Origin of the sequence: Massilia sp. AB1, assembly GCF_018119385.1 — a bacterium.
In the GTDB taxonomy this organism is placed as follows: Bacteria; Pseudomonadota; Gammaproteobacteria; order Burkholderiales; family Burkholderiaceae_D; genus Telluria.
Window position 1 is genome coordinate 35,635 of the sequence record NZ_JAGKSG010000024.1, and the last position, 11,566, is coordinate 47,200.

The 11,566-nt window shown below is 66.0% G+C and carries 10 protein-coding genes; 4 read left to right on the forward strand and 6 right to left on the reverse strand.

The features are described 5' to 3' along the window. Positions 1–101 precede the first annotated feature (101 nt). Positions 102–413, forward strand: coding sequence for a hypothetical protein (locus tag J8847_RS14865; protein ID WP_211525496.1), 312 nt, complete (start codon positions 102–104; stop codon positions 411–413). Between the two features lies 1 nt (position 414). Here the strand turns inward: J8847_RS14865 and J8847_RS14870 are convergent, their stop codons facing one another. From J8847_RS14870 to J8847_RS14880, 3 genes are all read right to left on the reverse strand, one after another. After that, the gene (locus J8847_RS14870) at positions 415–816 is read right to left on the reverse strand and encodes a response regulator (RefSeq protein ID WP_211525497.1); all 402 of its coding nucleotides are present in this window, start codon (positions 814–816) and stop codon (positions 415–417) included. A gap of 75 nt (positions 817–891) precedes the next feature. Beyond that, positions 892–3,615, reverse strand: a complete 2,724-nt coding sequence (locus J8847_RS14875) for an alpha-1,6-glucosidase domain-containing protein (protein WP_211525498.1) — start codon at positions 3,613–3,615, stop codon at positions 892–894. Positions 3,616–3,729: 114 nt separating this feature from the next. Beyond that, a complete protein-coding gene (locus J8847_RS14880) occupies positions 3,730–5,367 on the reverse strand; it encodes an oligopeptide:H+ symporter (protein ID WP_373999910.1) in 1,638 nt (545 codons plus the stop codon). Between the two features lie 225 nt (positions 5,368–5,592). Between J8847_RS14880 and J8847_RS14885 the strand changes: the two genes are divergently transcribed. Together J8847_RS14885 and J8847_RS14890 are read left to right on the forward strand one after the other, a co-directional pair. Further along, on the forward strand, positions 5,593–7,218 hold the full coding sequence (locus tag J8847_RS14885) for an alpha-glucosidase (RefSeq protein ID WP_211525499.1): 1,626 nt from the start codon (positions 5,593–5,595) through the stop codon (positions 7,216–7,218). Continuing rightward, positions 7,218–9,062: a glucokinase gene (locus J8847_RS14890; RefSeq protein ID WP_211525500.1), complete on the forward strand. Its 1,845-nt coding sequence runs from the start codon at positions 7,218–7,220 to the stop codon at positions 9,060–9,062. The genes J8847_RS14885 and J8847_RS14890 overlap by 1 nt, the downstream gene beginning before the upstream one ends. Before the next feature lie 143 nt (positions 9,063–9,205). On the opposite strand, the gene J8847_RS14895 is transcribed toward J8847_RS14890, so the two are convergent. From J8847_RS14895 to J8847_RS14905, 3 genes are all read right to left on the reverse strand, one after another. Further along, the gene (locus J8847_RS14895) at positions 9,206–9,673 is read right to left on the reverse strand and encodes a hypothetical protein (protein WP_211525501.1); all 468 of its coding nucleotides are present in this window, start codon (positions 9,671–9,673) and stop codon (positions 9,206–9,208) included. Between the two features lie 73 nt (positions 9,674–9,746). Next, positions 9,747–10,088 carry a hypothetical protein gene (locus tag J8847_RS14900; RefSeq protein WP_229512860.1) on the reverse strand — a complete coding sequence of 114 codons (342 nt, stop codon included), beginning with the start codon at positions 10,086–10,088 and terminating at the stop codon, positions 9,747–9,749. A 103-nt stretch (positions 10,089–10,191) separates the two neighbouring features. Continuing rightward, complete coding sequence (locus tag J8847_RS14905) at positions 10,192–11,067, reverse strand: LysR family transcriptional regulator (protein ID WP_229512862.1); 876 nt, start codon at positions 11,065–11,067, stop codon at positions 10,192–10,194. A gap of 93 nt (positions 11,068–11,160) precedes the next feature. On the opposite strand from J8847_RS14905, the gene J8847_RS14910 reads away from it, so the two are divergent. After that, positions 11,161–11,556, forward strand: coding sequence for a DoxX family membrane protein (locus J8847_RS14910; protein ID WP_211525503.1), 396 nt, complete (start codon positions 11,161–11,163; stop codon positions 11,554–11,556). Positions 11,557–11,566 lie beyond the last annotated feature (10 nt).

Genomic DNA, 11,566 nt, shown 5'->3' on the forward strand with positions numbered 1-11,566 from the left:
ATACGGTGCCTGCCGGCAGCGCGGCGTCGCAGCGGTGCGTCACCGGCCGGGGGCTTCTGTTATGGTTTTGGCATCCAGACATCGATAGCGAAGGAGGCGGCATGGAACGATACCTGATCGTTTACCGAGGATCGACCGTCGACGAGGCGGAAGGCCCGCAACACGACCCCGCACGCTGGGACGCGTGGTTCAGCGCGCTCGGTTCCGCCCTGGTCGAGCGCGGCGGCCTGGCGCACAGCAGCGTCGAGGTGCCGAGCCGCCTGCGTGGCCCGAAGCTCAACAGCGCTTCGCTCTCGGGCTATTCGGTGATCATGGCGGCGGATTTCAACGACGCCGTGCGGCTGGCGGAGGAATGCCCGATCTTCGACGAGAAAGGTTCGGTCGAGATCGCGCGGCTGACGAGCCAGCAGTAACTCAGACGAAAGGGGTGAGGGTGATGCGCAGCAGCTGGGAGTATTCGCTGACCCCCATCGCCTTGGCCATGTAGCTGGCCGCCCCCAGCAGGGAGGCGCGCATGCGGTCGGCCTCGACCGGCACCTCGGTCATCACCACGGCCGGGACATCCTGCAGGTGCGGCACCGAGCGGATGAACTTCAGCACTTCGAAGCCGTCGATCTTCGGCATGCGCACGTCGAGCAGGATCAGGCCGAAATCGCGGGATGTTGGCGCGCTCGAGGACGCGCCCAGAATTTCGATCGCTTGCTCCGCATCCGGGATGTGCACGACGGGATTCGTGATCCCGCATTGACCGAGAGCCAGGATGGTGAGGTCGGCATCGAGCTGGCTATCCTCGATTAATAGAATCGTATCGCACATCCGAACGATTGTATTCCGCACAACAGAAGCGGCGCGCACGATTGCGGATCGTTCGGCGCGCCGGCTGCTTTGCGCTTATTCGGCCACGAACACCACCGCCGTACGCGGCGGCACCGTGAAGCTGCCGCTGGCGCTGTCGAAGCGCGCCTGTTTCGCACGCTGGTCGGCCGCTCCCTGCGCCAGGTGGACTGGATGCAGCACCAGGCGCTTGCCGCGCAGGGTTTCGTCCGTCACGACATGCTCCACCTTGTCCACGTTCACCAGGTAGCTCAAGCCCGCGAAACGCGCGCCCGGGTAGCCCTTGCCGTCCAGCCAGGCCGCCAGCACGGTCGCTTCCTGCTGCGGGCCGGTGTTGAAGAAGCGCAGGCGCTGGACGATGTCCTGGCTGGTACGCAGGCGGAACAGGGTCGAGCTGGCGCGGATGCGCAGCAGGTCGCGGAAGGCGTCGCGCGCGAAGGCGATGTCGGCGGGCGCCGGCTTGATCGCGGTATTCGCCAGGTAGGGCTTGAGCAGCGCCCAGTCCTTGCCGTTGTCGTCCTGCGGCGGCAGGCCGGTGCCGAAGTAGTTGTCCTGGTAGCTCCAGTCGATGCGGTTGAACCAGTCGCCCGAATTGAAGCTGTTGCGGTCCAGGGACTTGGAGCGCAGGGTGTCGATGCCCGCGTGATAGTAGGCCACGCCCTGGCTGAAGGCATTGATCGCCATGCCCAGCACCTGCACGCGCGCGCGCTCGGCGGCCGGCGTGTCCAGCGGGAGCTTGAGCACGTTGGCGTCGAACAGGGTCTGGTTGTCGTGGTTCTCGACGTAGTTCACCACTTCGCCCGGCTGGCTGGCGTAGCCGGCCGGCTGGTTGCCGTAGGCGATCTCCTGCAGCGGTCGCACGCGGTCGTCGAAGCTGCGCAGCGGGTAGGGACGCACCGAGCCGGCCAGGCCGACGCGGATCAGGTCCGCGGCGCGCAGCAGGTCGGCCTTCTGGTGCTTGCCGCCCTGTGCGTTCGGATCGTAGACCAGGCCGTTGATGTAGCCCTGGCGGCTGACCATCGCTTCGCCCGAGTCACCGGCCGAGCCGCCGCGCACGGCGTCGCGCGCGCGGTCGCTGAAGGTGCCGATGCCGGAGCCGTTCAGCGACAGCTGCGAGGCCTGCACGAAGCGCGCGCCGTCCGCCACTTCGCCGAAGTTCCAGCCTTCGCCGATCAGCTGCACCTGGCGGCCCGCGGCCTTGTTCACGCGCTGCTGCAGGCGCTCCATCGCCGCACGCGGCTGGTGGCCCATCAGGTCGAAGCGGAAGGAATCGATCTTGTAGTGGCGGGTCCAGAGCTCGGCCGAGTCGATCATGAGCTTGGCCATCATCGTGTTCTCGGTGGCCGTGTTGTCGCAGCAGGTCGAGCGCTCGATCGCTCCGAGAGCGTTGAGACGGTGGTAGTAGCCGGGCACGATGCGGTCCAGGACCGACTTCTCGTTCTGGCCGGCGATGAAGGTGTGGTTGTAGACAACGTCGGTGCCGACGCGCAGGCCGGCCTTGTGCAGGTCCATCACCATCTGGCGGAACTCGAGCACGCGGCGCGCACCGTCGCCCGGGTCGCTGGAATAGCTGCCTTCCGGGGCGTTGTAGTGATAAGGATCGTAGCCCCAGTTGAAGCAATCAAGATCGGCGGTCTTGCGCACCAGGGCCTGCTGGCTCTCGCCGTCCGGCGCACCGGACGGCTGCGGCACCGCGCAGTTCTGCTCCGGCACGCTGCCCAGGTCGTAGACCGGCAGCAGGTGGATGTCGGTCAGTCCGGCCTTGGCCAGCGCCGCCAGGTGCTTCATGCCGTTCGACCCGGTCTCGCCGAAGGCCGTGTACTTGCCGCGCTTCGCTTCCGGCACGCTCGGGTCGTTGATCGAGAAGTCGCGCACGTGCAGCTCGTAGATGACCATGTCGGTCTGGGCCTTGACCGTGTTCGGGGCGCGCGTCTTGTCCCAGCCTTTCGGCTTGAGCCTGGGCGAATTCAGGTCGGCGATGTAGCTGCGCTTGGAGTCGGTGGTGAGGCTGATGGAATAAGGATCGGTGACGAGGTTGCGCACCACACCCATGCCGTCGACCACGACGTCGACCGCGTATTTGTAGTAGCTGCCGGACAGGTCGCGCGCGACCCGGGCGCTCCAGGCGCCGGTGCGCGGGTCCGGCTTCATGTCCTGCACGGCGCTGGCGCGGCCGGTGGCGCTGTCGTAGGTGCAGACGGCCACCTGTTGCGCAGTCGGGGCCCACAGCTTGAAGGAGGTGGCCTTCGCCGTGGGCGTGGCGCCGAGGTCGCCGATCTTCCCGGCGGCGGCGTACAGGTCGTCGAGGGCGCCCGCCACCTGCAGGCGGGTAGCGGCGCGCACCGTGCCGTCCGGGGCTTCGTGGACCAGCACCAGCTGTTCGCGGTGCAGGGCGGGCAGCCTGGACAGGTCGGCGTCGCGCACCGTCAGCACGGGGCCGCTGGTCACGTATTTGAAGCGCTCGGCGGCGGCCCTGGATGCGGGGATGGCCGCCACCTCGAGCGCCACGAAACCGGCCGCACCCTCGACCTTGGCGCCCGGCTTCGCAAGGATGCCGGCGGTGGGGGAGTGGTAGAGGCGGTAGCTGCCGTTGAGCGGGCTGCCGGGCCAGCGGATCATGTGGCGGTCGAGCCAGACGGCGCGGGCTTCCAGGGTGGCGCTGGAGGCGTGCAGGACTTGCTGGAAGGACGGGTTGTCGCAGGCGTCGAGCGGGACCGCGGCGTGGGCCGAGGAGGAGAGGGCGAGTGCGCCCAGGAGGGTATAGCGAAGTTGTTGGCTCATCTTGTAGGGTTGGCGGGTTCCCCGCCAACGCGTTCAAGTGGCGGGGACCTGCCTACGGAAAGGGCATATTGAGGTGGTTGAACGCGTCGGCGGCGGAGCCGCCAACCCTACGGATTACGCGCCGGCGCCGCGGTAGTGGTCGACCATCTTGTAGCGCGTCGCATACCAGCCGAAGACGGCCGCCGCGAGCAGCGCGAAGCCGGCGAAGAAATACATCTGGAACGCGATGACGCCGACGCCCGAAGTCTCGATGTGGGCGATCACGGCCTCGTTCTTGACGCCCGCGTTCACGATCAGCACCCACAGGTTGCCGACGGTGACGGCCAGGTACCACAGCGCCATGATCACGCCCTTCATCGAGGCCGGAGCCTGGCTGTACGCGAATTCCAGGCCGGTGGCCGAGACCAGCACCTCGCCCAGGGTCAGCAGGGCGTAGGGCAGGATCTGCCAGGCGATCGAGACCGGGTCGCCCGCATCGAGCTGCACCTGCAGGTTGCCGACCACGACCCAGGCCGCCGCCGACAGGGCGATGCCGGTCGTCATGCGGCGCAGCGGGGTCGGCTCCAGGCCGATGGCGCGCAGCAGCGGGAACAGGGCGAAGTTGTTGAAGGGGATGAGGATCATCACCAGCAGCGGGTTCAGGGCCTGCATCTGGGCCGGGATGATGGTGAAGGTCGAACCGAACAGGCTGACTTCGTTGCTCATGGCGTTGGCCTGCACGATCCAGGTCGAGGCCTTCTGGTCGAACAGCGACCAGAACGGCGTGACCAGGCCGAACACGATCAGGATGCGCAGCACGGCGCGCACGCCATCCACCGCTTCGGCGGGATGCTGGGCGCGTGCCCGCTCCAGCTGCATCGAGGCGCCGATGCCCACGAACGCCAGCAGCAGCACCAGCGCGGTGCAGGCGGCGATCACGAAGCCCCACTTGGGCGTCATGGCGAGCGAGACCACGGCGGCGATGGCGCCGACGGCGGCCACGATCAAACCGGGGCGGCCCTGGCCGGGCGCCTGGGCCAGCAGGGCGGTGCGCACCACGCGCAGGAAGGAATGCGGATTGCTCGGCGCCGGCGGCACGTGCACGTACTTGCGCTTGCCGCTCCACAGGACCATGGTGGCGATGAACATCAGGATGCCCGGGATGCCGAAGGCCACCGAGGGACCGTAGTCGCGCAGGAAGATCGGCATCAGCAGCGAAGCGAAGAAGGAGCCGAAGTTGATGATCCAGTAGAAGGCGTCGAACACCACCTTGGCCTTGTCCTTGTTGGTCTTGTCGAACTGGTCGCCCACGAACGAGGCCACCAGCGGCTTGATGCCGCCCGAGCCGAAGGCGATCAGGAACAGGCCGAAGTAGAAGCCGTTGACGCTGTCCTCGAACAGGGCCAGGCAGGCGTGGCCGGCGCAGTAGATCAGGCTGAACCAGAAGATGGTGTTGTACTTGCCGTAGTAGCGGTCGGCCAGCCAGCCGCCCAGCAGCGGGAAGAAGTACACGCCCATCATGAAGGTGTGGAAGACGTGCTTGGCTTCGCCGGCGCGCTCGGATTCGGCCACGAACAGCAGCAGGGTCGAGATCAGGAAGGGCGTCAGGATGTTGCGCATCCCGTAGAAGCTGAAGCGTTCACAGCCCTCGTTGGCGATGATATAGGGGATCTGCCGCGGCATGCGCCCGGCGCTGCCCGTGGAGACGGTGGTGGTGGCGGTGGCTGGTGAAGTCATGGCTTCGTTTTCCCGTTTTTGCGAAACAAACGCGATCCTATGCCGAGGCTGAGCTACTTTGCAATAAAAATATCTTGCCGACACCTCAGGTAGCGCAGATGTTACGTAGTTTAGTTACGCGGCATGTGTTGCGTCGATGCAAATAATATTTGCAAGTTGTTGAAATTAAACGAATAAATGTGATTTAAGCTCGTGAGGCCTGAATTGTAAAGTTTTCATACCTCATGTATATTCGCTAGAAATTCCAACCGGACCTCAGCCATGACCCAGACCAATCCGAACTGGTGGCGCGAAGCCATCATCTACCAGGTTTATCCGCGCAGCTACCTCGACACCAACGGCGACGGCGTGGGCGACCTGGCCGGCATCACCGAAAAACTCGACTACATTGCCAGCCTGGGCGTGGACATCGTCTGGCTGTCTCCTTTCTTCAAGTCGCCCATGAAGGACTTCGGCTACGACATCGCCGACTACTGCGACGTCGACCCGCTGTTCGGCACCCTGGCCGACTTCGACCGCCTGGTCGCCAGGGCCCACAGCCTGGGCCTGAAGATCATGATCGACCAGGTGATGTCGCACACCGCCGACACCCATCCCTGGTTCGTCGAGAGCCGCTCCAGCCGCGAGAACCCGAAGTCGGACTGGTATGTCTGGGCCGATCCGCTCCCGGATGGCAACCCGCCCAATAACTGGCTGTCGGTCTTCGGCGGCTCGGCATGGCAGTGGGACACCCGCCGCAAGCAGTACTACATGCACAACTTCCTGGTGAGCCAGCCGCAACTGAACTTCCACAACCCGGAAGTGCAGCAAGCCCACCTGGACGCCCAGCGTTTCTGGCTCGAGCGCGGCGTCGACGGCGTGCGCATGGACGCCTGCGTGTTCCACTTCCACGACCGCCAGCTGCGCAGCAATCCGCCGGCCCTGGTGCGCGACACTTCGACCGTCACGGACGTGAACCCCTACGGCATGCAGGCGCACATCTACGACAAGACCCAGCCCGAGAACATCGCCTTCCTGCAGAGGGTGCGCGCCCAGCTGAACGAATTCGGCGCGGTCTCGATCGGCGAAGTCAGCTCGGACGACGCGCTGGAACAGATGGCCGAGTACACCGAAGGCGGCGACAAGCTGCACATGGCCTACAGCTTCAACCTGCTCACGCCGGTGTTCACTGCGGCGCATATCCGCAAGCAGGTCGAGGAATTCAACGAGCGCGTCAAGGACGGCTGGGCCTCCTGGTCGGTCGGCAACCACGACGCCATCCGCGTCATGACCCGCTGGGGCGGTTCCAACCCGACGCCTGCGCTGGGCAAGCTGGTGCTGGCGATGCAGCTCTCGCTCAAGGGCACGCCTTGCCTGTACCAGGGCGACGAACTGGCGCTGGTGGAAGCGGACGTGCCTTACGAACTGCTGCAGGATCCTTATGGCATCACCTTCTGGCCCGAGTTCAAGGGCCGCGACGGCTGCCGCACCCCGATGCCCTGGACCGGCGAGGCGCCGAACGGCGGCTTCACGACCGGCAAGCCATGGCTGCCGGTGGCCGAGCCTCATCTGGCCGCCAACGTCGAGCAGCAGGACAAGGATCCGCAGTCGATGCTGAACTTCCAGCGCCGCTTCATCGCCTGGCGCCGCAGCATGCCGCAGCTGACCCGCGGCGAGATCGACTTCTTCGACGCGCCGGAACCGGTGCTGGCCCTGCGCCGTCACGCCGAGGGCATGGACAGCGTGCTGGCCGCCTTCAATCTGTCGGACCGCGAAGTCAGCTTCGACTGGCCGGAGACTGCCGGTGCTTCGGTGCTGGATACGCACGGCCTGCAGGGTGATGCGAAAGGGGGCAAGGTAACCTTGCCGCCTTACGGCGCCTGGTTCGGCAGCGTAGCGAGCCGCTGATGGGCAGCCAGCAAGAGCAGGATAAATTTGCCCGTGCGGCGTTTGCCGACGGTCCGCGCTTGCTGGCAGATATCGGGGCGACCCACGCGCGCTTCGCGCTGCAGACCGCACCGGGCCAGTTCCGCTCGGTGAGCGTGCTGCGCTGCGACGACTTCCCGGGCATCGTCCCGCTGCTGCGCCACTACCTGCAGGACCACGCGGACGTCACCTTGCACCACGCCGCCTTCGCGGTGGCCAACCCGATCAGCGGCGACTACGTGCGCATGACCAACCGCGCCTGGGAGTTCTCCACCGACGCGGTGCGGCGCGAGCTGGGCCTGTCGACCCTCCTGATCGTCAACGACTTCACTGCGCTCGCCATGGCGATCCCGGGCTTCGCCCAGGAAGACCTGATGCAGGTGGGGCAGGGCAAGCCGGCTTCGAACGCCGTGATCGGCGTGCTGGGACCGGGCACGGGCCTCGGCGTGTCGGGTGTGATTCCGACGGCGGACGGTTTCGTCACCCTCGGTTCGGAGGGCGGTCACGTGAACTTCGCGCCGGCCGACGAGCGCGAATTCGCGATCCTGCAGTACGCCTGGCGCGAGTGGCAGCACGTCTCGAACGAGCGCCTGATCTCCGGGCCGGGAATGGAAATCATCTACCGCGCGCTCGCGCAACGCAATGGCGTGCAGGCGCCGCCGCGCACGGCGGCCGCCATCGTGGCCGGCGCGCTGGAAGCGGACGATCCGCTGTGCCTGGAAGTGCTGGAATGCTTCTGCGGCATGCTGGGCGGGGCGGCGGCCAACCTGGCGGTGACCCTGGGCGCCTTTGGCGGCATCTTCATCGGCGGCGGCATCGTGCCGCGCATGGGCGAGTGGTTCGCCCGTTCGCCGTTCCGCGCGCGCTTCGAGGCAAAGGGGCGCTTCTCGACCTATTTGCAGGACATTCCGACCTACGTCATCACGACGCCGAACCCGGCCTTTCATGGCGTCGCGACCATCCTGGCCGAGCACCTGCGCGGCAGGAGCGGCGCCAACACGCTGATGGACCGCGTCCAGCAGCTGCGCCACGAACTCTCGCCGGCCGAACAGCGAGTGGCCACCCTGGTCATCGAGCAGCCGCGCCTGGTGCTCAACGAACCGATCGCCGAGATCGCCCGTCTGGCGGATGTCAGCCAGCCGACCGTGATCCGCTTCTGCCGCTCGCTGGGCTTCCAGGGGCTGGCCGAGTTCAAGCTCAAGTTCGCGTCCAGCCTGACCGGCTCGATTCCGGTGCGGCACAGCCAGGTGCGCACCAGCGACAGTACGCACGATTTATCGGCCAAGGTGATCGACAACACGGTGTCGGCGATCCTGCGTTTCCGCGACCAGCTGGACGTGCGCTCGCTGGACCGCGCCATCGAGCTGGTGAGCAAGGCAAGACGGGTCGAGTTCTACGCGATGGGCAATGCGCGCGCGGTGGCGCTGGATGGCCAGCACAAGTTCTTCCGCTTCCGGATTCCTACGGCGCTGTATGGCGATGCGCATCTGTTCAAGCTGGCCGCCGAGCTGCTGGGGCCCGGGGATGTGGTGATCGCGGTGTCGAATTCGGGGAATCTGCAGGAACTGCTGGACGCGGCGGATGCGGCGCGTGCGGTGGGCGCGGACGTGATCGCGATCAGCAACAGCCAGTCGCCGCTGGCGCGCAAGGCCACGGTCTGCCTGGCGGTGGATCATGCGGAGGACAGCACCAGCTTCCTGTCGATGATTTCGCGCATCCTGCAGCTGCTGCTCATCGACATCATGGCGGTGGGGATTTCGGTGGATGGCCAGCATGGGCAGGGCGAGGAGCCGCATCGGCTCTTGATCTCGCACCTCGATAGCTGAAATACGATTAGTTAGCCTATGAACGTCGTTCCGGGACTCGGCGTCCCCCTCGGCCGGAACCCAAGTTTGTGTGCGCTATCGAGACGCTAAACTTGGACCCCGGCCTTCGCCGGGGAGACGGTTTTTCGGCTAACTGGAAAGGTTCAATCCGCGCTCTTGAGCTCCACCCGCTTGATCTTGCGCCGCCACTCCTGCACGCTCAGGAGCGTATCCGTCTCCGCATCCTCGACCAAAATCTCATCCCCCGTCTGCGACACCAGGAAGCTCTCGCGCCGGCGCACGTCCTCGGCGCGGTTCTCGACAAAAGTCAGCTGGTAGTACTTCTTGCCGTTGATCTCACGCGGAATAGGATCGTCCTCGATCACCGCGCCGTGCGCCTTGCCGCCCGAGCGCTTTTCGATCTGCGCCGACCAGGCCTTCAGTTCCGGCAGTTCGAGCAGCGAGTTCATGGCCTGCTCTTTCGTGCGCACTGCCGGCGCAGCCGGTTTCTCGGCGGCCGGTTGCGGCGGCGCCTCGCGCTCGGCGCGCTTGCAGCCGGCAAAGGCACAGGCGAGCGCCAGCGATACGGCCAGCAGGCGCAGGGAAGAGGGAAGAGCGGCGCGATCGGACATGAGAAGCCTCGTAAGGTGAGGCGGTCATACTAAACGATGCCTGTCCGCGCGGCAACAGATGAGCTGGCTTGGTCTAGCGGAAGTAAAAGCTGCCGTGGACCGAGACACCGGGCTCGACGTAGACCGGACGCGGCCGCACGTACACCGGTCGCGGCTCCACGTAATAGACCACCGGTTCCTCATAGCGGTAGCGGTCGTGATAGGCATGGCGCGGCGCGCGGCATTTGCGCTTTTCCTTATAGTCGCCATTGCGCTTGAATTTGCGCTCGACCTTGCAGTGGCCGTCCCAATAGGTTTCCTTGTATTCGCGCTGGTAGTGGCCGTGGCCGCGCTCGTGCTTCCACGAATCGGCACTTGCCGGAGCCTGGACGGCGAACAGCAGGGCGGGCAGCAGGAACATCGAGAGTGGTTTCATGAATCGTCCCGGTCTGATGGATGTCTTTTCGCCAATGTAGCCGCCGATTGCGAATCTTGCCGTCACCGCGACGAAACAGATGTAAGCAAATGTGTCGACCGGGTCAGGCCGGCAGCACGGTCTCGCTGCGCAGGAAGTCGAACATCGCCTTCATGCGCCCGAGGTAGCGGGTGTCCGGATGGGCCAGCGCCCACAAGCCGATGTCCAGTTCGGGCAACGGCCCGTCGACGATCACGGCCTGCGGATGCCCGCGCAGCACCGCGAGCGGCACGATCCCCACTCCCATCCCGTTCGCGATCGCGCCGCCGACCGCCAGCAGGTTGCTGAGCCGGTGGCGCGGCGCCAGCTTGGGAAAATGCTGGCGCCGCCAGTGCTGGGACGGATGGTCGGGCAGGCTGTCGTCGAGCGCGATCCAGTCCATCTCGCTGACATGCCGGCCTTCCGGCTGCCGGGCCAGGTAATCCTTGCTCGCGTAGACCGCCGAACGCATGGTGCCGAGCCGGATGCCGACCAGGTGCTCGGGCGGGGCAGAGGTCACGCGGATGGCGATGTCGGCATCGCGCTGGCTCAGGTTGGCGAGCACATTGGTGGTGACCAGATCCAGGCCAATGTGCGGATAAGCGGCGCTGAAGCGCGGCAGCACCGGCAGCAGGACGCTGTGCAGCAGGGTGTCGGTCATGGTGAGGCGCAGCGCGCCGGAGGGCTCGGCGGCCTGGTCGAACGCCGCTTCGCGCGCTTCCTCGAGCTGGGCTTCGATCCGCTCCGCGTGGCTGGCCAGGGTGCGTCCGAGTTCCGTCGCCACATAGCCCTGGCGGCCGCGCTCGAACAGCAGCTCGCCGATGTCCTTTTCGATGCGCTTGATCGAGCGGAACACCGTGGACGTGTCGACCTTCAGTCGTTCGGCCGCTCCAGCCAGCGTGCGGCCGCGGTGCAGGGCCAGGATGATCTCCAGGTCGGGCAAGCCGAGCTTCGATTGCATCTTTGCATACGGTGGTTTCATGGATGCCTATTTTACTTGCGTTCATGCATAGATAAAGTCATCCCATCTCAACCAGCGACCCAAGGAGCCATCATGAACGACTCTCGTACCTTATCGACCGCCGCACTGCTGCTGCGTCTCTTCCTCGGCGCCGTGTGGCTGGCCCACGCTTGCCTGACCCTGGCGGCCTTCCTGGCACCCGGCATCGCCGTCTTCCTGGCGGAGCAGGGGATGCCCACCCCCTTGACCTGGCCGGCGGGGCTGCTGGAGCTGGCGGGCGGACTGCTGCTCCTGTTCGGCTTCCATGGCCGCGCGGCGTCCTTCGCCATGCTGGCCCTGCTGGCCGATGCGCTTCCCGGCCCGGCCGGCAACGGCTACGCGCTGTTCCTGGCGGCCGTCTCGGTCATCCATCTCCTGGTCGGCGACGGCGCCGGCGCCTTGCCGGCGAAACCGGTGGCGCGCCGCGATGCCGCGCCTGTACGCGCCTAGCCTGCACAAA

What these genes read in the sequence shown, in the direction of transcription:
- J8847_RS14865 (WP_211525496.1), top strand. Translation starts at nt 102, where the DNA reads ATGGAACGATACCTGATCGTTTACCGAGGATCGACCGTCGACGAGGCG.
- J8847_RS14870 (WP_211525497.1), bottom strand. Translation starts at nt 816, where the DNA reads ATGTGCGATACGATTCTATTAATCGAGGATAGCCAGCTCGATGCCGAC.
- J8847_RS14875 (WP_211525498.1), bottom strand. Translation starts at nt 3,615, where the DNA reads ATGAGCCAACAACTTCGCTATACCCTCCTGGGCGCACTCGCCCTCTCC.
- J8847_RS14885 (WP_211525499.1), top strand. Translation starts at nt 5,593, where the DNA reads ATGACCCAGACCAATCCGAACTGGTGGCGCGAAGCCATCATCTACCAG.
- J8847_RS14890 (WP_211525500.1), top strand. Translation starts at nt 7,218, where the DNA reads ATGGGCAGCCAGCAAGAGCAGGATAAATTTGCCCGTGCGGCGTTTGCC.
- J8847_RS14895 (WP_211525501.1), bottom strand. Translation starts at nt 9,673, where the DNA reads ATGTCCGATCGCGCCGCTCTTCCCTCTTCCCTGCGCCTGCTGGCCGTA.
- J8847_RS14900 (WP_229512860.1), bottom strand. Translation starts at nt 10,088, where the DNA reads ATGAAACCACTCTCGATGTTCCTGCTGCCCGCCCTGCTGTTCGCCGTC.
- J8847_RS14905 (WP_229512862.1), bottom strand. Translation starts at nt 11,067, where the DNA reads ATGCAATCGAAGCTCGGCTTGCCCGACCTGGAGATCATCCTGGCCCTG.
- J8847_RS14910 (WP_211525503.1), top strand. Translation starts at nt 11,161, where the DNA reads ATGAACGACTCTCGTACCTTATCGACCGCCGCACTGCTGCTGCGTCTC.